The sequence below is a fragment of the Xanthomonas hortorum pv. cynarae genome (assembly GCF_002939985.1).
Classification (GTDB): domain Bacteria; phylum Pseudomonadota; class Gammaproteobacteria; order Xanthomonadales; family Xanthomonadaceae; genus Xanthomonas; species Xanthomonas hortorum_D.
Window position 1 is genome coordinate 47619 of sequence record NZ_MDFM01000011.1, and the last position, 23158, is coordinate 70776.

At 63.6% G+C, this 23158-nt stretch carries 21 protein-coding genes and 1 pseudogene; 8 read left to right on the forward strand and 14 right to left on the reverse strand.

Going from position 1 to position 23158, the window contains the following annotated elements; translation table 11 throughout:
- The first annotated feature begins 71 nt into the window (after positions 1 to 71).
- Positions 72 to 776 carry a 2OG-Fe(II) oxygenase gene (locus XcyCFBP4188_RS09535; RefSeq protein WP_104592002.1) on the forward strand — a complete coding sequence of 235 codons (705 nt, stop codon included), beginning with the start codon at positions 72 to 74 and terminating at the stop codon, positions 774 to 776.
- Positions 777 to 900: 124 nt separating this feature from the next.
- On the opposite strand, the gene XcyCFBP4188_RS09540 is transcribed toward XcyCFBP4188_RS09535, so the two are convergent.
- Complete coding sequence (locus XcyCFBP4188_RS09540) at positions 901 to 1995, reverse strand: PA0069 family radical SAM protein (protein ID WP_006452246.1); 1095 nt, start codon at positions 1993 to 1995, stop codon at positions 901 to 903.
- A 136-nt stretch (positions 1996 to 2131) separates the two neighbouring features.
- Here XcyCFBP4188_RS09540 and cls point away from each other — a divergent pair, with 136 nt between their 5' ends.
- The 3 genes from cls to XcyCFBP4188_RS09555 all read left to right on the forward strand — a co-directional run bounded on the left by cls (position 2132) and on the right by XcyCFBP4188_RS09555 (position 4715).
- Complete coding sequence (gene cls / locus XcyCFBP4188_RS09545; protein WP_104592003.1) at positions 2132 to 3592, forward strand: cardiolipin synthase; 1461 nt, start codon at positions 2132 to 2134, stop codon at positions 3590 to 3592.
- A 75-nt stretch (positions 3593 to 3667) separates the two neighbouring features.
- The gene (locus tag XcyCFBP4188_RS09550) at positions 3668 to 3937 is read left to right on the forward strand and encodes a hypothetical protein (protein ID WP_043888791.1); all 270 of its coding nucleotides are present in this window, start codon (positions 3668 to 3670) and stop codon (positions 3935 to 3937) included.
- Positions 3938 to 3947: 10 nt separating this feature from the next.
- Entirely contained in the window at positions 3948 to 4715 is a 768-nt protein-coding gene (locus XcyCFBP4188_RS09555; RefSeq protein ID WP_104592004.1) for a pyridoxine 5'-phosphate synthase, read from the forward strand.
- 262 nt (positions 4716 to 4977) lie between these two features.
- Here XcyCFBP4188_RS09555 and XcyCFBP4188_RS23050 read toward each other — a convergent pair.
- The 12 genes and pseudogenes from XcyCFBP4188_RS23050 to dnaA all read right to left on the reverse strand — a co-directional run.
- A pseudogene (locus tag XcyCFBP4188_RS23050) lies at positions 4978 to 5067 on the reverse strand (biopolymer transporter ExbD); the annotation flags it as partial.
- A gap of 134 nt (positions 5068 to 5201) precedes the next feature.
- Positions 5202 to 5612, reverse strand: coding sequence for an ExbD/TolR family protein (locus tag XcyCFBP4188_RS09565; protein WP_023901933.1), 411 nt, complete (start codon positions 5610 to 5612; stop codon positions 5202 to 5204).
- Between the two features lie 3 nt (positions 5613 to 5615).
- Positions 5616 to 6038 (reverse strand): ExbD/TolR family protein, encoded by a 423-nt coding sequence (locus XcyCFBP4188_RS09570; RefSeq protein ID WP_023901932.1) that lies wholly within the window; start codon positions 6036 to 6038, stop codon positions 5616 to 5618.
- A 45-nt stretch (positions 6039 to 6083) separates the two neighbouring features.
- Entirely contained in the window at positions 6084 to 6848 is a 765-nt protein-coding gene (gene exbB, locus XcyCFBP4188_RS09575; protein WP_006451798.1) for a TonB-system energizer ExbB, read from the reverse strand.
- Between the two features lie 84 nt (positions 6849 to 6932).
- The gene (locus XcyCFBP4188_RS09580; protein ID WP_006451797.1) at positions 6933 to 7604 is read right to left on the reverse strand and encodes an energy transducer TonB; all 672 of its coding nucleotides are present in this window, start codon (positions 7602 to 7604) and stop codon (positions 6933 to 6935) included.
- A gap of 153 nt (positions 7605 to 7757) precedes the next feature.
- The gene (locus XcyCFBP4188_RS09585) at positions 7758 to 8954 is read right to left on the reverse strand and encodes a tetratricopeptide repeat protein (protein WP_104592005.1); all 1197 of its coding nucleotides are present in this window, start codon (positions 8952 to 8954) and stop codon (positions 7758 to 7760) included.
- A gap of 152 nt (positions 8955 to 9106) precedes the next feature.
- Positions 9107 to 9913 (reverse strand): M48 family metallopeptidase, encoded by an 807-nt coding sequence (locus tag XcyCFBP4188_RS09590; protein ID WP_006451795.1) that lies wholly within the window; start codon positions 9911 to 9913, stop codon positions 9107 to 9109.
- A 62-nt stretch (positions 9914 to 9975) separates the two neighbouring features.
- Complete coding sequence (locus XcyCFBP4188_RS09595; protein ID WP_006451794.1) at positions 9976 to 10812, reverse strand: CPBP family intramembrane glutamic endopeptidase; 837 nt, start codon at positions 10810 to 10812, stop codon at positions 9976 to 9978.
- A gap of 68 nt (positions 10813 to 10880) precedes the next feature.
- A complete protein-coding gene (gene gyrB / locus XcyCFBP4188_RS09600; RefSeq protein ID WP_006451793.1) occupies positions 10881 to 13325 on the reverse strand; it encodes a DNA topoisomerase (ATP-hydrolyzing) subunit B in 2445 nt (814 codons plus the stop codon).
- Positions 13326 to 13439: 114 nt separating this feature from the next.
- Entirely contained in the window at positions 13440 to 14546 is a 1107-nt protein-coding gene (gene recF, locus XcyCFBP4188_RS09605; RefSeq protein ID WP_006451792.1) for a DNA replication/repair protein RecF, read from the reverse strand.
- 725 nt (positions 14547 to 15271) lie between these two features.
- Positions 15272 to 16372 (reverse strand): DNA polymerase III subunit beta, encoded by a 1101-nt coding sequence (gene dnaN, locus XcyCFBP4188_RS09610; protein ID WP_006451791.1) that lies wholly within the window; start codon positions 16370 to 16372, stop codon positions 15272 to 15274.
- A gap of 277 nt (positions 16373 to 16649) precedes the next feature.
- Positions 16650 to 17978 (reverse strand): chromosomal replication initiator protein DnaA, encoded by a 1329-nt coding sequence (gene dnaA / locus XcyCFBP4188_RS09615; protein WP_006451790.1) that lies wholly within the window; start codon positions 17976 to 17978, stop codon positions 16650 to 16652.
- A gap of 242 nt (positions 17979 to 18220) precedes the next feature.
- On the opposite strand from dnaA, the gene rpmH reads away from it, so the two are divergent.
- From rpmH to mnmE, 4 genes are all read left to right on the forward strand, one after another.
- Positions 18221 to 18361 carry a 50S ribosomal protein L34 gene (gene rpmH, locus XcyCFBP4188_RS09625; RefSeq protein WP_002805908.1) on the forward strand — a complete coding sequence of 47 codons (141 nt, stop codon included), beginning with the start codon at positions 18221 to 18223 and terminating at the stop codon, positions 18359 to 18361.
- Positions 18362 to 18399: 38 nt separating this feature from the next.
- Complete coding sequence (gene rnpA / locus XcyCFBP4188_RS09630; RefSeq protein WP_074056212.1) at positions 18400 to 18846, forward strand: ribonuclease P protein component; 447 nt, start codon at positions 18400 to 18402, stop codon at positions 18844 to 18846.
- A gap of 15 nt (positions 18847 to 18861) precedes the next feature.
- Positions 18862 to 20583: a membrane protein insertase YidC gene (gene yidC, locus XcyCFBP4188_RS09635; RefSeq protein ID WP_006451789.1), complete on the forward strand. Its 1722-nt coding sequence runs from the start codon at positions 18862 to 18864 to the stop codon at positions 20581 to 20583.
- Between the two features lie 84 nt (positions 20584 to 20667).
- Complete coding sequence (gene mnmE, locus XcyCFBP4188_RS09640) at positions 20668 to 22008, forward strand: tRNA uridine-5-carboxymethylaminomethyl(34) synthesis GTPase MnmE (RefSeq protein WP_006451788.1); 1341 nt, start codon at positions 20668 to 20670, stop codon at positions 22006 to 22008.
- Between the two features lie 169 nt (positions 22009 to 22177).
- On the opposite strand, the gene XcyCFBP4188_RS09645 is transcribed toward mnmE, so the two are convergent.
- On the reverse strand, positions 22178 to 23038 hold the full coding sequence (locus tag XcyCFBP4188_RS09645) for an acid phosphatase (RefSeq protein ID WP_043909914.1): 861 nt from the start codon (positions 23036 to 23038) through the stop codon (positions 22178 to 22180).
- Between the last annotated feature and the right edge of the window lie 120 nt (positions 23039 to 23158).

Below are 23158 nucleotides of genomic sequence, written 5' to 3' on the forward strand. Positions count from 1 at the left end.
AAACGATCCAGGTGGGGTGCGATCGAGGCACCAACTGTGCAGGCCGATGTTGAGGTTGCTATCGTCATGGCATGGACCAACCCGATTTCATCCAGATCACCGACCACGCGGTGTCGCGGCAGGATTGCGCCGCCATCGTGCAACGCATGCGCGACAGCCAGCAGCTGCAACCCGGGCGCATCGGCAGCGGCGTGTTTCCCGAACTCAAACACAGCCGCGATCTGCGCATCAGCGGTGTGGCCGAGTGGGCCGAGGTGGAAAACCGCCTGCAACAAGCAGTATTCGAAGGCCTGCTCAGCTATCTGCGGCGCTATCCGCAAGCGTTGGTCTCGCCGCTGATGCTGCAGGTCACCACCGACGACGGCAGCCCGCATCGCCTGGTTGCCGAAGACATCGTGCAGATGAGCGATCAGGCGTTGGGCGATCTGGCGCGCACCTGCCTGCGCCCGGCAGCGATCAATCTGCAGTGGTATACCGCTGACCAGGGCGGTTATCCGTACTGGCATTGCGAGCTGTATCCACGCGATGCCAGCGCCGAAACGCTGCACCGCCATCTGCTGTGGACGCTCTACCTCAACGAGGAGTTCGAGCAGGGCGAAACCGAATTCCTGTTCCAGCAGCGCAAGGCCCGCCCACGCACCGGCAGCCTGCTGATCGCTCCCACCGCGTTCACCCACACCCACCGCGGCAACCGCCCGGTCGGCGGCGACAAGTTCATTGCGACGAGCTGGATTTTGTTTCAGTCGGCGCAGGCGCTGTACGGCGGGGATGCGTGATTGGGGATTGGGGATTCGCAAGAGCGGGCACTGCAGTGCTGCTGCTGTTACGCATCTCTAATCCCAACTGCCGAATCACAGCTGCTCTTACAAATCCCCAATCCCGAATCACAAATCCCCGCCCCTAAAACAACTGCCCCTGCGGCGACTCCTTGACCGGCTTGGCCGGCGGAGCAGGGCGCCGAAACTTGCCTGTGTCCAACGGCGGCATCTGGCGTGCATCGAAACCGGCGCGGCGGTGGGCCAGCGCGAAGCGTCTCGCCAGCAGATCCGCATACACGCCTTGTCCGCGCATGCGCGTGCCGAAGGCGCTGTCGTAATCCTTGCCGCCGCGCAGCTGCTGGATCGTGCTCATCACATGCTCGGCGCGTTGTGGATGATGGGTCTGCAACCAGTCGCGGAACAGCGGCGCCACTTCATGCGGTAGCCGCAGCAATACGTAGCCGGCACTGTCGGCGCCAGCATCGGCGGCGGCCTGCAGGATCGCTTCCAGTTCGTGGTCGTTGATCCACGGAATCACCGGCGCGGCCATCACCCCGACCGGCACGCCGGCCTCGTGCAATGCACGCATCGCGCGCAGGCGTGCATGCGGCGCGGACGCGCGCGGTTCCAGCTTGGCCGACACGTGCGGGTCGAGCGTGGTCACCGAAAAATACACGTTGACCAGCCCCTCGCGCGCCAGCGGCGCAAGCAGATCCAGATCGCGCGTCACCAACGCGTTCTTGGTGATCAGCGTGAACGGATGCCGCGTCTCCCACAGCACTTCGATCAATTGCCGCGTCAGCGCGTGCTTACGTTCGATCGGCTGATACGCATCGGTGTTGATGCCCAATGCGATTGGGCTGGGTACATAGCTGGGCCGCGACAACTCGCGCCGCAACACCTCCGGCGCATTGGTCTTGGCGAACAACTTTGTCTCGAAATCCAGTCCGGGCGAGAGATTGAGATACGCATGCGAGGGCCGCGCAAAGCAGTAGCTGCACCCATGCTCGCAGCCACGATACGGATTCACCGATTGCGAGAACCCGATATCCGGCGATTGATTGCGGCTGATGATGCTGCGCGCGGTTTCCTCGGTGACCTGCGTACGCAATGCCGGCGCGGCGAACTCCTCGCTGTCGTCCGCGTACCAGCCGTCGTCCACCGCCTGTTGGGTGGTGGTTTCGAAGCGTCCGGGCAGATGGCCGGTCGCACCCCGGCCCTTGATTGCAGTTGCCATCGCGCCATCGTACGGCCGGCAGATCTCACACGCCGCGACGACGCAAGCTACACGATGCAGCGTTCAGACCCGTGCTCCGCCATTGCGTTGGCCGCGTGGTCATCGCAGTAAGGCGTGCGGGCCGTAGAATCCGCGCATGCTCGCATCTGCACAGGGCGCGTGGGACTGGCTGGCCACCATTCCCCACCTCGAAGCGCTTCTCCTCGCCGCCTACGTGCTGTACCTGCTGTGGATCGCCAGCTGGATCGTGCTGCAGAAGCGCGAGCCGGTGGCCACGCTGAGCTGGGTGCTGTCGCTGGCCGCGCTGCCGTATCTGGGCCTGCTGATCTATTACTGGCTCGGCCCGCAGAAGGTCAAACGCCAGCGCCTGCGTCGCGGCCGTTCGCGCTCGGGCATGGAAAGCTACGACAGCGTCTGCCCACCCGATGCCGACTGCACCGAGCTGGCCAAGATCGCCCAGTCCACCACCGGCCTGGCGCCCAGCAGCGCCACCGAAGTGCATTGGCTGGTCGACGGCGCGGCCACCTACGCCGCCATCATCGAGGCGATCAGTCACGCGCGCGACCACATCCATCTGGAGTACTACATCTTCCAGCCGGACCGCAGCGGCACCGCAATCTGCGAGGCCCTGATGGAACGCGCGCGCGCCGGCGTCAAGGTGCGCTTGTTGCTGGATGCGGTGGGTTCTTCGGCGATGACACGGCGCAGCCTGCGCACGCTGCGCGAGGCCGGGGTGGAGACCGCCTGGTTCCATCCCTCGCAGCTGCTCAAGCCGTTCAAGCGGCCGTGGTTGAACCTGCGCACCCACCGCAAGGTGATCGTCATCGATGGGCGGATCGGCTTCACCGGCGGCATCAACGTCACCGACGACGAGAACGAGCAGGTGCGCAGCGACGCCTACCGCGATCTGCACGTGCGTCTGCAGGGCCACGTGGTGCGCAGCCTGCAGCTGGTCTTCCTGGAAGACTGGCTCTACGCCACCCGGCAGGGCCGCCCGGCCTTCCACGGTCAACAGCTGTGGCCGGAGGATGTGCCAACCCGCGCGCAAGGCGATGTCGATGCGCAGGTGCTGGTGTCGGGGCCGGACTCCTCGTGGGAGGCGATCCATCGGCTGATGGTCGCTGCGATCCACGAAGCCAGGCATCGGGTCTGGCTGGTCACGCCGTACTTCGTCCCAGGCGAGGCCGCGCGCATGGCACTGACCTCGGCCGCATTGGGCGGCCTGGACGTGCGCCTGCTGGTGCCGCGCGTCAGCGATTCGCGCCTGGTCACCTACGCGGCACGCTCGTATTTCGACGAACTGCTCGAAGCCGGCGTGCGCATCTACGAATACGGTCCGCGCATGCTGCACACCAAGGCGCTGCTGGTCGACGATGAGATCAGTATCGTCGGCAGCGCCAATTTCGACAGCCGCAGCTTCCGCCTGAATTTCGAGTTGTCGATGCTGTTTCGCGACCAGGCGGTGGCGGCGGAACTGGCCGGGCTGATCGGCAGCGACCTGGAAAAAGCCCAGGAAGTGCGCTTCGTACGCCGCCGCCCCCTGTGGCGCTCGCGCCTTCCCGAAGCCTTCGCACGGCTGCTGTCGCCACTGCTCTGAACCGCACGCGCCGCACCCACGTGGAACCGCGCCGGGCGCGGCGCTACACTGCCGCCACTGATTGGGGAGCTCGTCATGCACTGGCTGTTTCTGCTTATGGCACTGGGTGCGCTGGTGCTGGCTTTCAGCACGCCGCACGTGTGGTTGCTGGTTGTCTCGCTGCTGGTGGCTTTGCTGCTGCTGCTGCTGTGGACGCGCGGCTGGTTCGCATCGCGCATGGACGATACCCAGCGCGATACCAGCAGCATGATCGACCCGGCAGAGCTGCGCCGCCTGCGCGAGATCGCCGAGGCCCGCAAGGCCGCCGCACTGGCAGCCACGCGCGACGGCGAGCCGCAGGCCTGAGAGCGACGTTGTGACCACCCAGCTCAGCGTCAACGTCAACAAGATCGCAGTGCTGCGCAATTCGCGCGGCGGGCACGATCCGGATGTGGTGCAGGCTGCGCGCACCTGCATCGCAGCCGGCGCGCACGGCATCACCGTGCACCCGCGCCCGGACCAGCGGCATATCCGCGCCGACGACGTGCTGGCGCTGAGCGCGCTGACGCGCGAGCACGGCGTCGAATTCAATATCGAAGGCAATCCGTTCGCGCCACCGCGCGATGGTTATCCGGGACTGCTGGAGCTGTGTCGCCTCACGCGCCCCGAGCAGGTCACCCTGGTGCCCGATGGCGACGGGCAACTGACCTCCGACCACGGTTTCGATTTTGCGCAAGACCCCGCACAGCTCGCCGCACTGATTGCCTCGTTCAAGGCGATTGGTGCGCGCGTCAGTTTGTTTGTCGATGCCGGTAATGCCGAGATCGCTCAAGCGGCAGTGCTTGGTGCAGATCGCATCGAGTTGTACACCGGCCCGTATGCGCAGGCGCATCTGAGCGGGCAGCCAGACGCTGCATTCGCGCTGTTTGCCGGCGCCGCGCAACGTGCCAGCGCCGCAGGTCTGGGCATCAATGCCGGGCATGATCTGTCGCAGGACAACCTTGGCGATTTTCTCAACGCCGTCCCCGGCGTGCTCGAAGTCTCGATCGGCCACGCGCTGATCAGCGAAGCCTTGTATCGAGGTCTGGATGCGACTGTGCGTGCGTATCTGGAGATATTGCGCAGCGCGTCGGCTAGCGTTTGAGAGATTCAATCGTCTAAGCGCGTCTATCGAAGCAACGGCACTTACCGAAACACGTAGCTCGGCGGTGTTGAGGTCTTAGATAACACCGAATTCTCACATGCGGTCCAGACGCCTGATGGCGCCGGCCGCTGCGTTTTGTCGTTTTTCTCGGTTGCTTTAAGGCAGCTGCACGTTATGCATCCCATTACTCGCAACGGAGCAGAGTTTTTCTGCCCCGTTGCGCTATTTACTGCACCATTTACTTCAGTAGTAACTGCATTATCTACTGCATAAAACCGATGCGATCGGCCTGCGCGTTCTTCACCGCAGCCAATACCTTGGCCATCACTGAATACTCCGCATCTGCACTGGCCGCAGTGCAAAAACAATGCTCGACCAGCAAGCCGAAGCGTCGCGCTGCGAATCGATCACGCTTAAAAAAACGCCACCGTTTCCGGTGGCGTTTGCAGTCGCGTCATGACTGTTGTGTTGCGGTCTTGCGATGTCTTACTGCATGAAGCCGATTTTCTTCATCTGCGAGTTCTTTGCCGCAGCCAGGACTTTGGCCATCACCTCGTACTCCGCGTCCTGGTTCGCATCGATGCGCAGTTCCGGCTGGTTGGTCGGATCGCTGGCGATCACTTCTTCCATCTTCTGCTGCAACTGAGCCACCGGCACTGGACTGTTGTTCCAGAACACCTGGTTGCTGGCGTCGATCCGCAACTCGATCGGCGGCGGCGGTTCGGTCGTCTGCGGTGGCGGGTTGAGCACCCGCTGCGGCAGATCCACGGCGATCGGGTAGGTCATGATCGGCGCGGTCACGATGAAGATGATCAGCAGCACCAACATCACGTCCACCAGGGGCGTGACGTTGATGTCGGCCATCGGGCCACGGTTTCCACCGGTACTGAATGCCATGGCTTACTGCCCCTTCTCTTTGGTCGCGACGAAGCCGATGTCCAACATGCCCTGACCCTGCGCGATCTTGGTGATCTCGTTGATCGTACGCATCTTGGTCGTGCGGTCGCCACGCAGGTTGAGCGGCGGTTGCGGTGTCTGCTGTGCGGCGGTGGACAGGCGCGACTCCAAGGCTTCCTTGGAGACCGGCTCGTCGTTCCAGTACAGCGACCCGTCTTCCTTGACGGCCAGGGTGATCGGCGCGGCACGTTTCTCCGGCTCTTCCTTCTGGACCAGGTTGGCCTCGGGCAGCTCCACCTTGACCTTATGGGACATCAGCGGTGCCGTAATGATGAAGATGATCAGCAGCACCAACATCACGTCCACGAGGGGCGTCACATTGATGTCGGCCATCGGGCCACCGCTGTTTCCACTACTGAAGGCCATAACGGGCTCCGTCTAAATCGTTGCGAAGTCGTTCTTTACTACGGATTAGCGAACGCGCGAACCAGTGGCGAAGAAGTCGTGCAGGTCGTGAGCGAAGGTGTCGAACTTGGCGATCACCGAGCTGTTGACCTTGGAGAAGAAGTTGAACGCGAACACCGCCGGGATAGCGACGAACAGACCGATCGCGGTCATGATCAGCGCTTCACCCACCGGGCCGGCAACGGCGTCGATGGAAGCCGAACCGGTTGCACCGATCTTGATCAGCGCGCCGTAGATGCCCCACACGGTACCGAGCAGACCGACGAACGGTGCGGTCGCACCGACGGTGGCGAGCAGGGTCATGCCGGACTGCAGACGGGTGCTTTCGCGGGTCACGGCCTGACGCAGGGCGCGATCGACGAACTCGGAACGGCTCAGGCTCTCGCCCAGACCGCCGGCGCTGGTGCCTTCGGCACGCTGGTGGTGAGCGGCAGCCTGGGCTGCGTCCAGCGCGATCTTGGAGAACGGCTCGGAAGCGGGCTGCTCTTCCATGGCGCGGATGGCGTCCTGTGCATTCGGGGCATCCCAGAACGCGGTGGTGACGCGGTCAGCCGCGCTCTTCAGACGGGTGGCGCGGAAAATGTTGATGACGGTCCAGTACCAGGAGGCAGCGGACATGGCGATCAGGGTGATCAGAACGACCCAGGACACGGCGAAGTCGCCGGGCTGAGAGGTCATTTCGGTGATCAGATGCTCGAAGCCCATCTGCGAAAGAGCGGCCGACGGATTGGAGCCCCCTGCAGCGGCGGCGATAAAGAATTCCTGCAGCATGACGCTTACCTTTGTTGTGTGTGGTGATGAAGGGTGGAGCGAAAGGAAGACAGGATCCTGGGCCGGCCGTAGCCGGCCCGTGGATCAGTTCAGAGCAAAGTTGACCGGGACGCGGACACGTCCGGCGGCTTTCTGCCCGTTGACAGTGGAAGCATTGAACTTCCACTTGCGTGCTGCGTCCATCGCGGCACGGTCAAGGTCGCGGTTGCGGCTGGACTTTTCGACCGACACATTGGTCACGTTGCCGCTTGCATCCACATCCACGATCAGGATGACCTCACCTTGTACACCGGCACGGAATGCAGCCGGCGGATACTTCGGCGGGTTCATGTTCTTGGACGAGATATCGACACTGGCGCCGATGTCATTCGGCGGTTGCGGCGGAGACGGTGGGCTCGGCGGCGTGACGATATCGCTGGGACGGGGTTCGGGAACGTCGACTACCGGAGCTTCCGGCGGCGGCGGAACCGGTGACGGCTTCGGCGGCGACAGATTCTTGACCGGCGGCGGCGGCTTGTCTTCCGGCGGTGGCGGCGGCGGCGGCGGCGGGGGAGGAGGCGGTGCATCCACCAAGGTGACCATGGTGGTGCGCTCCTTCTCAGCCGGAGCCTTCGGCGCCACTGCAGGGATCAGCAACATCATCAGTGCAGTGAGGTGCAAAGCAATTACAAACGCGATGCCGATAATGCGGGCCCAGCTCAGACCCTGGTTCCCGGCATCATAGTCATGCCTGTGGATAACGAGTTGTTCCGTCATGCGCCAATGGCTCTTTCAGTGGGGGCCCCGGATCACGGTGATGATCCCCAGGTTTTCGGACGGCTTTGACACCGCAGGAACTCCCAAGCTTATACCAATCCCGAGTCCTGTAACCACTAAAAACACAGGGATTTCGGGGGTTTATTTTCTTTTTTACTTCAGGTTGATGATCTTCTTTGCGTCTTCAGGTTTTTTGACGCCTTTGGCGATCGCCTGCTGGGCAGCCTGCTTGGCTTCGGGGATACGCCCTTCCGAATGCAGCACCTTGGCCAGATTCAGATAGGTCTCGCCGTCCTTGGAAAGTGGTGCGGCTTTCTGCCAATTCTCGACTGCTTTGGGCACGTCCTCGCTGTAGTAATACGACTGCGCCAACGCGAGGTATGTCTGATAATCAGGCTTGAGGATGCCTTTTTGCATACCTTCGTTGATGACAGCGATGACGTCCTTTTCCTTGTTCTCGGTGTTGGCGTAGATCGAGTACAGCTGCTTGTACTCCTTCTCCTCGGTCAACTGCCCGGCAGCGCGCAGCTTGTCCATGACGGCTGCGGCCTTGTCCATCTGGTCGGCCTGCATATACATGCTGGCCAGATTGAGCTGGGCCTTTTTGTCGTTCGGCGTCTTGGCGGCGATCGCCTCGGCGGTCGCGACGGCCTCGCCGGTCTGGCCGGCCTCGGCGTAGGCAGCCATCAACAACTGGTTCCACGTGTCCTTCGGCTCGGGCGAGGCGGCGATGGCCTGCTTCAGCACCGGAATCGCCTCCTTGTACCGCTCGGCCTGATACAGCGCCTGGCCCTTGAGGATCAGATCTTCCGGGCGCTGCGACTTGCTTTCGTCCAGGTACTTGTCCAGCGTGGCCAGGCCCTCGGCCTGCTGGTCGTCCTGCATCTGCAACTGCGCCAGCATCAGCATCGACTGGAACTGGCCGTTGTTGTCCAGCGCATTCAGACCGATCGCCTGCTGCAGGTATTTCTTGGCAGCGGCGGTGTCGTCGGTGTTGTACGCAGCATGTGCAGCAAGCTGCGCGGCCAGCGCCTTGTCGGCTTCATTGGCAGCGGAATTGGCCAGGATTTCATCGGCCTGGGTACGCACGCCAGGGTAGTCCTCGCCCTTGTTGAAGGTTTCGATCAGCTTCTGCAGCTTGCTGCCCAGCTTGGACGAGGGCTTGATCGTCGGCGCGGCGCGGGTGGACTGCGGGTACAGCTCTTCGGCCTTGCCGCTGCTCTTGGACTTGCGGCTGGCACGCTCGGACGAGCGATCCGACTGCGCGACCGCATCGGCGACGACAGCCCCGCCCAGCGACGCGGCGATGAACAGGGACAACAGGGCTTGCTTGCGCTTGAGCAGTTTCATGATTCACCTCGGACGAGCCGCCGTCGGGCGGTACGAAAAGCGGAATGGAAGCTGTACGAAAAATCTGAGCCGGCAAACTTAGCAGAAAGTCTCAGTTCCCGAAAACGGTTTCCATGCTGTGTTGCGATATTCGGTACGTATCAGGGGCGGTTTCAGCCACAGCGTGGCGCCCGGCCGTCTTGTCGCGCCTGCTTGTAGACCGGCTCGAGCTGATTGACGTCGGCCTGCAGTTCGCGGATGCGATTGGCCGGATCGGGGTGAGTGGACAGCCATTGCGGCTGGCGGTTGCCACTGGCGGCCATCATGTTCTGCCACAGCGTCACCGCCTGGGCAGGGTCGAAGCCGGCCTGCGCCATCAGGCGTTGTCCGACCACGTCGGCCTCGCTCTCCTGGGTACGCGAGCCGGGCAGCAGGAACACCGTCTGCGCAGTCATGCCGCCGACCTGGTTCACCGCGCTGGCCGCGCCATCGCCGTAGGCCGCGCCAGCCAGCGCGCCGATGATGCCCAGGCCGGTCTGCGCGCCGAGCTGGCGGGTGATGCGCTCTTCGTGGTGGCGCGAGATCACATGCCCGATTTCATGACCGAGCACGGCGGCCAGCTGATCCTGGGTCTTGGCGACGGTGAAGATACCGGTGTTCACGCCGACCTTGCCGCCGGGCAGCGCGAACGCATTGGCTTCGTCGTCGACGAACAGCGCGGTTTCCCAGCGGGTTTCGCGCCATTGCGGCGGCAATTGCGCCACCAGCGCATTGACCACGCACTGCACGTAGGCGTTCTGCTTGCCGTCGGTGCTGACCTTTTCCTTGGCCTTGGTCTGCGCAAACGACTCCGCGCCAAGCTTGTCGAGTTGGTCTTGCGTGACGCCTCCCACCACCTGTCGGCGGCCGGTCGGCGAAGTTGTGGTGGCACATGCCGTCAGCGTAAGGACGGCAACAACGATCAACAGCCTGGCTTTCATTCATTCCCCCTGGAACCCTGTGGGCATTTTGGCAGGCTCGTCTTAACTTTTCGTCAAACGGGTCAGCCGACCCCGAAAAAGTACAGCGCGGCCAGGGCCGTGGCGTTGTTGATGCCGTGCGCGGCGATGGGTGCCCACAGGGTGCCGGTGCGCCAATACAGCCATGCAAATGCTGCACCCATGCTGCCGTAGATCAACCACAACTGGGCGATGGCGGCCGGGCCGTTGCCGCTGATGCCGGGCACTTCATGCACCAGCGCGAAGATCGCGCTGCTCAGCGCGATGCCCAGCCACGGTCGCCCGGCGGCCAGCAGGCGACCGAACAGCACGCGCCGGAACAGCAATTCCTCGTACGCCGGGGCGATGGCCACCGCGAACAGCACCAAGGCCAGCGGCCATTGCTTGATCGCTTCTTCCATCAGCGGCAGGTTGGTCGGCACCGGTTTGATGCCCAGCGCCGATGCCGCGACGCTGACCAGATTGCTCAGCACGAATACGGAGACGGCGATCAGGCCGGTCCAGCCCCAGGTCGAGGCACGCCGCGTGGCGGCACGCGAGGCGGCCTGTTCGCCAGCGGTGGCCCGGCGACGCCAGTAGTACAGCAGCACCGCCGGCGTGGCGGTGCTGACCAGCGCGGTGAGCAACTGCGCCATCACGCCGGGTTGGCCGATCGCGGCCATGATCTGCGCGGAGGAGGGCGTCAGGCCCTGCGCTTTGGCCGCCTGTACATGGCTGAAGCCGCGTACCGCTCCCCATAGCGCAAAGCCGGCCACGCTGAGCGTGAGCAGCAGGCCGGTGGCGATCAGTACGTCGATCCAGAAGCCGAGCAGTGCGGGAAACAACCGGGACTTGCCGGCAGCGGAGGCCGGAGCCGGGGTCGTTGGAGAATCTGCGCTCATCGTCGTCCTGCGAAAACCGCGCCCGCGCGGGCATCGCCGAGGCGACGCGCGCGCGTACGACGGAAGGCTCAGATATCCAGGTTGGACACCTTCAGCGCGTTGTCCTCGATGAAATCGCGGCGCGGTTCGACCACATCGCCCATCAAGGTGCTGAAGATCTGATCGGCGGCCACCGCGTCTTCGATGCGTACCTGCAGCAAGCGACGCGTATCCGGGTTGACCGTGGTTTCCCACAGCTGCTCGGCGTTCATTTCGCCCAGGCCCTTGAAGCGCTGCACCTGGCGGCCCTTCTTGGCCTCTTCCAGCAACCAGGCATGCGCCTGCGCGAAGCTGGTGATCGGGTGGGTCTTGTTGCCGCGCACGATCTGCGCGCCTTCGCGCACCAGACCATCCAGCGCCAGCGCCACCTCGCGCAACGGACGCAGTTCGCCGCTTTCGAACGCGCCCATCGGCAGCACCTGGGTGAATTCCTCGCCCATGTGCTTGCGCACCGCCACCAGCGTGGCGGAGGTGCTGTCGGTGGCCGGGTCGAAGCGCAGCTGGTAGCGCGCCGTGCCCAGGGTGCCGCGGTTGAGCACCGCCTGCAGCTTGTCCAGGGTGGGATGCTGGTCGCCTTCGGCCTGCAGCTTTGCCACGTCCAGCGGCGGCAGGTCGATCAAGGCGGTCATCAGCGCCGGGTCGTAGCGGTGCGCATTGCGCGCGATCGCTTCGTTGGCGCCGGTGAACAGCATCAGCAGCTTCTCCAGCGCCTCGCCGGTGATCGGCGGCTCGTCGGTGGCGGGGATCAGCGCCGCGCCCTCGACCGCGTTGCTGGCCAGGTAGGCGTTGAGCGCCGCGTCGTCCTTGAGATACAGCTCGCTCTTGCCCTGCTTGAGTTTGTACAGCGGCGGCAGGCCGATGTAGATGTAGCCACGCTCGATCAGCTCCGGCATCTGCCGGTAGAAGAACGTGAGCAGCAGGGTACGGATGTGCGAGCCGTCGACGTCGGCGTCGGTCATCAGGATGATGCGGTGGTAGCGCAGCTTGTCCGGGTTGTACTCGTCGCGACCGATACCAGTGCCCAGCGCGGTGATCAGCGTGCCAACCTGGTCGGAGGCCAGCATGCGGTCGAAACGGGCGCGCTCGACGTTGAGGATCTTGCCGCGCAGCGGCAGCACCGCCTGGTTCTTGCGGTTACGGCCCTGCTTGGCCGAGCCACCTGCCGAGTCACCCTCGACGATGAACAATTCTGACAGCGCCGGGTCCTTTTCCTGGCAGTCGGCGAGCTTGCCGGGCAGGCCGGCGATGTCCAGCGCACCCTTGCGGCGGGTCAGATCGCGCGCCTTGCGCGCGGCTTCGCGCGCACGCGCGGCGTCGACGATCTTGCCGGTGATGGCCTTGGCTTCGTTCGGGTTTTCCTGCAAGAACTCCTGCAGGCGCGCACCGAAGGCGTTTTCCACCGCCGGACGCACGTCCGAGCTGACCAGCTTTTCCTTGGTCTGCGAGGAGAAGCTGGGGTCGGGCACCTTGACGGACAGCACCGCGATCATGCCTTCGCGCATGTCGTCGCCGGTCAGGGCGACCTTGGCCTGCTTGGCGATGCCGTTCTGCTCGATGTAATTGCTGAGCACGCGCGTCAGCGCCGCGCGGAACCCGGCCAGATGGGTGCCGCCATCCTTCTGCGGGATGTTGTTGGTGAAGCAGTACATGGTTTCCTGGTAGGCGTCGGTCCACTGCAGGGCCACGTCCACCACGATGCCGTTGTGCTCACCGGTCACCGAGATCACATTGGGGTGCAGCGGCGACTTCAGCTGCGCCAGATGCTCCACGAAGCTGCGGATGCCGCCTTCGTAATGGAAATCGTCGCGGCGGCCTTCGCCACGTTCGTCGATCAGCGCGATCTTGACGCCGGAATTGAGGAAGGACAGCTCGCGCAGGCGCCGCGCCAGGATGTCGTAATGAAACTCGACATCGCTGAAGATGGCCACGGCCGGCTTGAAGCGCAGCGTGGTGCCGCGCTTGGTCGAGGCTTCGAGTTGCTTGAGCGGGTACTGCGGCTCACCCAGCGCGTATTCCTGCTGGTAGTGGAAGCCGTCGCGCCAGATGTCCAGCCACAGGTGCTCGGACAGCGCGTTGACCACCGACACGCCCACGCCGTGCAGGCCGCCGGAAACCTTGTAGCTGTTGTCGTCGAACTTGCCGCCGGCATGCAGCACGGTGAGGATGACCTCGGCCGCCGACACGCCTTCTTCCTTGTGGATGTCGACCGGCACACCGCGGCCGTTGTCCGAGACGGCGACCGAGCCATCGACCAGGATCTTGACCACGATGTCGTCGGCATGGCCGGCCAGGGCCTCGTCGACCGAGTTGTCGACCACCTCGAACACCATGTGATGCAGGCCGGTGCCGTCATGGACATCGCCGATGTACATGCCGGGGCGCTTGCGGACGGCTTCCAGGCCACGCAGCACGGTGATCTTGCTGGAATCGTAGGTGCTGTTGGGTGTGGTCGGGGTGTTTTGATCTTCGGTCATGCGCGTGCCGTTAGCTCCACAACACGGGCGAGGGCGGCAGGAGCCGCTTCGCGCCGTGGGAAAAGGGGGATAGCGCACAAATTATACCAGTCGGCCCACGTGTGCCGTGGTTGCTTACTCCGACGCGGCTTGAACGGCGATTTGACCGTGTTCCACGTGGAACAGATGCAGCAGTTCGCCTGCGTCGGCAAGCCCCGGCGGTATTTCGGTCGCGGTGATGAGTACCTGCGCAGGCGCAGAGGCGAGCCGCTGCAAGACGCGCGCCTGGTGGTGTCGATCCAGCTCAGAACCCAGATCGTCCAATGCAATCACCGGCCATTCGCCCCGTTCGTGGGCGAAATCTTCCGCCTGAGCCAGCAGACAGGCGAGGGCAGTCAGCTTGGCCTGGCCACGCGAAAGCGTATCCTTGCCCGGCAGCGCGTCGAATGCAGGCGTCCAGTCGGCGCGGTGCGGGCCTTGCGAGGTGTAGCCATTCTGGCGGTCGCGTTCCCGTGCCAACAGCAATGCATCGGCAAGCGACACCTCATGGCGCTTCCACCCCGGCGCGAACGTCAGCGCAGACAGCCCAAGCGAGGGGGCGATCGCGGTTGCAACAGGAATCAGACGTTCCTGCAGGCGATCCAGGTAGCGAAGGCGCCGCGACGTCAGGCTTTCACCGGATTCGGCGAGTTCGTGATCCCAGGCATCGAGCATGCGCGGTTGTGCACCTTGCTTGAGCAATGCGTTGCGCTGCTTGAGCGCACGTGCATAACGCCGCCATAGCGCCAGGAAGTCAGGTTCCACGTGGAACAAGCCCCAGTCTAGGAAGCGTCGGCGTGGTTCGCCACCGCCGCTGATCAACACATGGCTCCCCGGCTCGAACGTCACCACCGCCAGCGCGGCACATAACGATCCCAACTGCGCGACATCTTCCCCATCCAGCCGGCCGGTCCATTCCTGGCCGCTATGGCGCAGACCTGCGCGACGCGAGCGTTCGCTAGTCTCGCCGCTGCGCTCGCGCCATTCCACGAATACTTCCAGATCGTCGGCGCCTTGCTGGATCAGCCCATCGCGCACCCGCCCACGGAAACTGCGGCCATAGGCCATCAGATGCAGCGCCTCGAGCACGCTGGTCTTGCCGGCGCCGTTATCGCCGGTGAGCAAGTTCAAGGAACTGGCGGGATAAAGCTCGACGGTCTGGAAACGACGCAGTCGATGGATGGACAACCGCACAACGTGCATCGATCGGTTTGCTCTGAGCTAATCCGGCGTCCCGGTCGGGGCGCAGGATACGTGATCGCTGCCAGTTCCGTGCAAACGCCTGTGAAGGCCGGCCAGGGACAGGTAGGGGATAACGTGTGGATAAGTTTGACGCTCAGGAGGGTCCTTCTGCTTATCCACAGGTTACAGGCCAGTAAACAGGGCTGAAAACACAGGGTTTCGCGACCTAAAACTACTTTTTAAACAAGCACTTAAGGTAGTTTTCGGCCAAATCTGGCCCTACCATCACCACCAAGCTCTTAAGTTATTTCTAGATTTAAAAGCAAAGCCATATGTGCATAAGTCAAAAACGCACTTGAAATGCCCACAAGATCAGACGATGGAAGACACCGGTTCGCCTCAGCCGCGGATGTTCCTGACACCCCAAACGTGAACTTGTTCAGATTTGAGGCGTAGGTGTCATCTTGCTCTTAACCGCGATTGGCCGACGGCGCGCCGCTACAGGCCGAGCACTGACTCCGTAAGCACGACCTCGACATCACCGTTGGCAGCCTCGCTTCAGAATGCGGTGCACAACCAATATCGGACAGGCACCCAGCTGCGACTCGGCAATGAAACGGGAATCACGGCAGAGCAAGACCCATTTGTTTTCGATAAACCGATACAGCGTCGGTTTCAGTCTTGCTGCCCCCAAACAAAAAAGCCCGGCAATGCCGGGCCCTTCGTGTTCCACGTGGAACGCAACGTCAAAGACGCAGCGGCATCACCACATGACGCGACTTCTCGCTGCTGGCTTCACGCACCAACGCAGACGAGTTCGCATCGCGCAGCTGGATCACCACATGCTCGTCGCGCAACGCGGAGAGGGCATCGAGCAGGTAATTGACGTTGAAGCCAATCGCCAGGTCGTCAACCTTGGTATCGGCCTCGATCTCTTCCTGCGCTTCTTCCTGCTCCGGGTTATGCGCACTGATCTTGAGCTGACCGGGAGAGACTTCCACGCGCACGCCGCGGTACTTCTCGTTCGACAGAATCGCAGCACGCTGCAACGAGGCGCGCAACGCTTCACGGTCAACCTTGACCTCACGATCGGCGCCAATCGGGATCACTGCCTCGTAATCCGGAAAGCGGCCATCGATCAGCTTGGAGGTGAAGGTCACATCGCCGCGCTTGACGCGGATATGGCTGCGGCCGACTTCCAGCTCGACTTCGCGGTCCGCCGCTTCCAGCAGACGCAGCAATTCGGTGACGCCCTTGCGCGGCACGATGATCTGGCGCTTGGCGCCGCCGGCCTTCTCCAGCTCCATTTCGCACAGCGCCAGACGGTGGCCATCGGTGGCCACACAACGCAGCAGCCCGTCGCGCAGATCGAACAGCAAGCCGTTGAGGTAATAGCGCACGTCCTGCTGGGCCATAGCGAACGCGGTGCGTTCGATCAGTTCCTTCAACCCGGCTTCCGGCACCACCACACGCTCGGTTGCCTCGACTTCGTCCACCGAGGGGAAGTCGTTGGCAGGCAGCGTAGCCAGAGTGAAGCGGCTACGCCCAGCCTGCACGGTGACCTTGTCGCCGGTCTGCGAGATCGTGACGCGGCTGCCATCGGGCAGGGCGCGCAGGATGTCGAACAACTTGCGGGCCGGGATGGTGGTTTCGCCGTCCTGCGCGTCTTCCACCATCGTGCGCGAGATCATTTCCACTTCCAGGTCCGTGCCGGTCAACGAGACCTGCCCGTCCTTGACCTGCACCAGCAGGTTGGCCAGAACAGGCAGGGTTTGACGGCGTTCGACCACATTGACCACTTGGGCCAACGGTTTGAGGAAGGCTTCGCGCTGCAGTGTAAAACGCATGTGGTTCCGTGCCCCTATGCTTTAAAAGATAATGGAATAAATCAAAAGCTTGGTGGTGATGGTAGGGCCGTTTTCAGCGGATAACCACCATAACTATTTGTTTCCAAAGACATTTCAGCGCCTGAAAGTCGTTGGACTAGTGCCCCTGGTCTAGCGGTAAAACCTGTGGATAGTTTTTCGCTCGAACCGCGAGGCAACGTTATCCACAGATTCTCCCGCATTTGACCCCAACGTTTCCACGCTTTTCTCCAAGCGGGCCGTCAAGGGACGCAACGGCTCACTCGCTGAGCTTGCGAATCAGCTTTTCCCAGTCCTCGCGCAGCTTGCCGTCGGCTTCCATCAGCGTGCGGATCTGCCGGCAGGCATGCAGCACGGTGGTGTGGTCGCGGCCGGCAAAGGCGTCGCCGATCTCCGGCAGGCTGTGTTCGGTGAGCTCCTTGGCCAACGCCATCGCCACCTGGCGCGGACGCGCCAGCGAACGGGTGCGCCGCTTGGAGAGCAGATCCTTCATCTGCAGGCCGTAGTAGTCCGCCACGGTCTTCTGGATATTGGGGATGCCGATCGCCTGCTGCTGGGCGCGCAGCAGGTCGCGCAGCGTCTCCTGGGCGAATTCCACGGTGATCGAGCGCCCGGTGAAGTTGGCACGCGCCACCAGGGTGTTGAGCGCGCCTTCCAGATCGCGCACGTTGGAGCGCATCTTCTTGGCGATCAAAAACGCCACGTCGTCCGGAATGTCGGCGCCGCGCTCGCGCGCCTTGGCCAGCACGATGGCCGCGCGGGTTTCGAAATCGGGCGGGTCGATCGCCACCGACAGGCCCCAGGCCAGGCGCGACTTCAGACGCGGCTCCAGGCCCTCGACTTCGCGCGGATAGCGATCGCAGGTGAGAATGATCTGCTGGCGACCATCGAACAGCGCGTTGAAGGTGTGGAAAAACTCCTCCTGCGTGCGGTCCTTGCCGGCGAAAAACTGGATGTCGTCGATCAACAGCGCATCGATCTGCTGGAACTGGCGCTTGAACTGGTCCATCGCCTTGTCCTGCAGCGCCCGGATCATCGCGCTGAAGAACTGTTCCGAGCGCAGATACATCACCTTGGCGGCCGGATTGGCCTGGCGCAGCGCATTGCCGGCGGCGAACATCAGGTGGGTCTTGCCCAGGCCGGTGCTGCCGTACAGCAGCAGCGGGTTGTGCGCACGGTCGCCCGGCTTCTGCGCGGCCTGGATGGCCGCGGCCAGCCCCAGCTGATTGCTGCGGCCTTCGACGAAATTGGCGAAGGTGTAGTGCGAATCCAGGTTGCCGGCAAACGGCACGATCGGTGCGGCAGCTGGCGCACTGGGCGCGGCCATCGGCGCCGGCAACGGGTCCGGCGCACGGGGACGCGAGCCGACCGCCAGCGCCACTTCGCCATTGCCGACGAAGTACGCCACCAGTTCGCGGATGCGCGGCAGATAGCGCTCACGGACCTGGTCGACGATGAAGGCATTCGGCGCGTACAGCACGATGCTGTCGCCGCGGTCTTCGGCTTGCAGGGGTTTCAACCAGGTGTGGACGTCTTCGGGCGGGAATTCAGCTTCGAGACGTTCCAGACAGCGGGGCCAAGCATCCATCAAAGTATGATCATCTGTTACTGGCTGCGGCGCGCAGAAAAGCGCCGTGCTCGCAGCCCGGTAGTGAAAAGAGGATGGGCCAGACTAGCACCGAGGGCAGGGTTTTCCCAGACTTATTCACAGGTCCATCCACAGGCTGCTGCCATCCTCACCTGCGGTAAAGCGTTTGGGGAGTTGACCGGCGCTGTAGAGGTCCTATAGAATTTCCGGTTCTATTCGTCTCCATCCATGCAGAGGGCCCCATGGCCACCAAGCGTACTTTCCAACCCAGCAACCTCAAGCGAGCACGCGACCATGGCTTCCGCGCACGTATGGCAACTGCCGACGGCCGCAAGATCCTGGCTCGCCGCCGCGCCAAGGGCCGCAAGCGCCTGAGCGCTTGATTGCCGCGCCGCTCCCCGCGGCCGAGGCAGTCCCTACCGTGAACGCATCGAACCCGTGCAGGCGATTTCCTCGCTCTGCGCGGGTTCGTACGCGTGCGCAATATACGGTCGTTTTCGATACTGCACGTCGCACCTCGGACCCGTTGCTCAGCCTGCACTGGCGGACCGGCGATACGCCGCCGCGCCTGGGCATGGCGGTGTCGCGCAAGGTCGATACGCGTGCGGTTGGGCGTAACCGCATCAAACGCGTGTTGCGCGATGCCATGCGGCACCTGTTGCCCGACCTGGCCGGTGGTGATTACGTCATCGTGGCGCGCTCGGCCGCCGCAAAAGCGACCAATCCACAGATTCGCGACGCCTTCCTGCGTCTGCTGCGCCGTGCCGGCGCATTGCCCCTGCCTGCTGCGCCCGGCACAATGCCGCCCGCCAGGACGATGCACCCATCCTCCCTTTCCCCGACAGAGCCGGAACCCAGTTCCGACTGAGCGAGTTGCTGCCCGATGAACCAGACCCGTGTTTTCCTGATTTTTGCCTGGCTGATGGTCGCGGCGTTGCTGTGGATGGAGTGGGGCAAGGACAAGACGGCTGCCAATGCGCCGGCCGTGGCGACGACCCAGTCGGTGCCGGCTGCGCGCGATCTGGATGCAGCTGCGACGCCGGCCAATGTGCCGGCGGCCCAGGCCATCCCGCAGGCGGGCGTGCCAGGCACGGTGTCAGCCACCAGCACTACTGCGGCACCTCCGGCCGCTGCCGGGGCTGCTCCGGTGGTCACCTTAACCTCGGACGTGCTGCGCCTGAAGCTGGATGGCCGCAGCGTGCTCGATGCCGAACTGCTGCAGTTTCCGCAGACCAAGGACGGCACCGCGCCGGTCAGCCTGCTGACCGAAGACGCCGCGCACCCGTATAACGCCACCAGTGGCTGGGCCAGCGAGCATTCGCCGGTACCGGGCGTGGGCGGCTTCCGTGCCGAACAGCCGGGCGCTGCGTTCGAACTGGCCAGGGGCCAGAACAGCCTGGTGGTGCCGTTCGTATGGAATGGCCCCAACGGCGTGTCGATCCGCCGCACCTTCACCCTGGAACGTGGTCGCTATGCGATCTCGATCAAGGACGAGGTGATCAACAAGAGCGGCGCGCCGTGGAACGGCTACGTGTTCCGCAAGCTGAGCCGGGTGCCGACCATCCTCAGCCGCGGCATGACCAACCCGGATTCCTTCAGCTTCAACGGGGCGACCTGGTATAGCCCGCAGGAAGGCTACGAGCGTCGCGCGTTCAAGGACTACATGGACGATGGCGGTCTGAATCGCCAGATCACCGGTGGCTGGGTGGCGCTGTTGCAGCACCACTTCTTTACCGCATGGATTCCGCAGAAGGACCAGGCCTCGTTGTATGTGTTGAACCAGGACGGCCCGCGTGACGTGGCCGAGCTGCGCGGCCCGGCCTTCACCGTGGCACCGGGCCAGACCGCCAGCACCGAAGCGCGCCTGTGGGTGGGCCCGAAGCTGGTCAGCCTGATCGCCAAGGAAGACGTGAAGGGCCTGGACCGTGTGGTCGATTACAGCCGCTTCTCGATCATGGCCATCATCGGCCAGGGCCTGTTCTGGGTGCTGAGCCATCTGCACAGCTTCCTGCACAACTGGGGCTGGGCCATCATCGGCCTGGTAGTGCTGCTACGCCTGGCGCTGTATCCGTTGTCGGCCGCGCAGTACAAGTCCGGTGCCAAGATGCGCCGCTTCCAGCCGCGCCTGGCGCAGTTGAAGGAGCGTTACGGCGACGATCGCGTCAAGTATCAGCAGGCGACGATGGAGCTGTTCAAGAAGGAAAAGATCAACCCGATGGGCGGCTGCCTGCCGCTGCTGATCCAGATGCCGATCTTCTTCGCGCTGTACTGGGTGCTGGTGGAATCGGTGGAGCTGCGTCAGGCGCCGTGGCTGGGCTGGATCCAGGATCTGACCGCGCGCGACCCGTACTTCATCCTGCCGGTGCTCAACATCGCGATCATGTGGGCCACGCAAAAGTTGACCCCGACCCCGGGCATGGACCCGATGCAGGCCAAGATGATGCAGTTCATGCCGCTGGTGTTCGGCGTCATGATGGCCTTCATGCCGGCCGGCCTGGTGCTGTACTGGGTGGTCAACGGTGGCCTGGGTCTGCTGATCCAGTGGTGGATGATCCGCCAGCACGGTGAGAAGCCGAGCAAGATCATCCAGGCCAACGCCAAGTGATATGAAGAAGGCCCGCCGCAAGGCGGGCTTTCTGCATGCGCGCCTGCAAGCCACGTCTCTGACCACACGCCGTACCAACAGCCTATGTCTTCTTCGCCATCGACCATTGTTGCCATCGCCAGCGCCGCCGGAACCGGAGGCATCGGCATTGTGCGGCTGTCCGGCCCGCAGGCTGCGCAGATCGCCGCCGCGCTGGGCATTGCCACGTTGCAGCCACGGCACGCGCGCTATGCACGCTTTCGCGATGCGCAGGGCGAGGTGATCGACGACGGTATCGCGCTGTGGTTTCCGGCGCCGCACAGTTTTACCGGCGAAGACGTGCTGGAGTTGCAAGGCCATGGCAGCCCGGTGTTGCTGCGGCAGGTGGTGGCGCGCTGTATCGCACTGGGCGCACGGCAGGCACGCGCGGGCGAATTCAGCGAGCGTGCGTTTCTCAACGGCAAACTCGATCTTGCGCAGGCAGAGGCCATCGCCGACCTGATTGCCGCCGGCGATCTGCGCGCGGCGCGTGCCGCGCGGCGCTCGCTGGATGGCGTGTTCTCGCGCCGCGTCGATGCAGTCAGCGACAGCCTCACGCGGCTGCGCATCCACGTGGAGGCGGCGATCGATTTTGCCGATGAGCCGCTGGACACGTTGGGCGGCACGCAGGTGCGCGATGGACTGACGCACGCGCGCAGCTTGCTCGCGCAGTTGCTGCGCGATGCCGAACGTGGACGCAAACTGCGCGACGGCCTGCATGCGGTGTTGATCGGTCCGCCTAACGCCGGCAAGAGTTCCTTGCTCAATGCACTGGCCGGCAGCGAGCGCGCCATCGTCACCGATGTCGCTGGCACCACGCGCGACACATTGCAGGAAACCATCCAGCTCGATGGCTTCGAACTGACCCTGGTCGACACTGCGGGCTTGCGCGATGGCGGTGATGCGATCGAACGCGAAGGCATGCGCCGCGCACGCGCGGAACTGCAGCGCGCCGACCTGGCGCTGATCGTGCTGGATGCACGCGACCCGCAAGCTGCACGCGATGCGATCGGCGATGCCATTGATGTGGTGCCGCGGCAGCTGTGGATCCACAACAAGTGCGATCTGCTGGTAGATGCTCTGAAACTCGATAGCGATGCAATCGCAGTCTCTGCAGTGACCGGGCAGGGTTTGGAGCAGTTGCACATCCGCCTGCGCGAACTCGCACTGGGCGATGGCGTAGAAAGCGTGGATGGCGAATTCTCCGCACGCACACGGCATGTCGAGGCACTGCGTCGCGCCGAACAACACGCGGATGCGGCGGATCTGGAACTGGGATTCGAACAACTCGAACTGGCCGCAGAAGAACTGCGCCTGGCGCATGAAGCGCTGGGCGAGATCACCGGCAAGCTGAGTGCCGACGAGTTGCTGGGCAAGATCTTTTCGAGTTTTTGTATTGGTAAGTAGAACGGTTGCTCGGCGCGACAGATGTTCAGACGATGTCATCGCTCGCTACTGGTGCGCTGCATAACCAATCGGTTTCGGGAACAAACATTGAGCCCCGCATTACGCGGCCACACGCTCCGTTGTCGACATCGATAATCGGCGAACGCTTGCAGCAACGCTGCAAGCCGACTTACATCACATCCGGCAACACCGTCTGTAGCGCGGCGTTTTCCGCATCGCACGTTGGCGATAAGGCCGTAGTTGCGGGTTTTTTTGCGCTTGCCTGTGCAATCTCGCGGCGTGCGGCAGCCAGGTCTTTCTGGAACTCAGGGTTGTCGTGCAAGGCGGCGACGGTGGCGGCGGCCATCATGCGGCCCTGGATGACATCGCTCTGCCAGTGCACGTTGCAGACCAGACGGCTGTCGCCGAAGGCGCGGCCGCGGGCGAGCAGTGCGTCGCGTTGTGCGGGGGCCAGTTCGGCCAGGATCAGGCCCCAGCTCCAGCCGATGGCGGTGTGACCGGAGGGGTAGGAACCGTTCTTGCGCAGCGCGGCGTCGTCGGCGGGCGTGCACATCGGTTGGTCGTTGCGCATGAACGGTCGCGGGCGTTGGTAGCGTGCCTTGGCTGCGCTGGTGCTGCTGCTGGCGTCGCGCATGCTGCGTTCGAGCAGGCGCAGCAGGTGTGGGGTGCTGGTCTGGTCGATCTGCACGCCAAGCGCGCAGCTGAAGTGGCTGGCGGCTGCGGGGAAAGTCAGTGCGGCGTCCTGTGTGGCCAGGTTCCAACGCGGTGTGCCGCGCAACGCGAGCATGGCCTTGGCGATGGCTTCGTCGTTGGCCAGCGCGGCGCTGCCTTCCTGCGGTGGTGGTGGCACCAGGCGCAGGCTGTCGGGCAACTGTTCTTTTTCAAGATATCCACGCGCATCGGTGGCGATCACCGAGCCTGTCGATGCTGGTTTTTCCCGCGCGCTCAGCATGCCGCTGCCGACGACCAGCGCGGCGATGGCGATGCCGGTCAGCGTCCGAGGATAAGAGCGAGCACTGCGATGCGACATGGACCAACCCTCAACAACGCGCATGGAAGAGCTCGCAGATTACGACGCGCAGATGACATGTGCATGCCAGCGCAACGCAGCACTGGCGCGGGATGCGCAGCGACTGTCGCAGCACTGTCA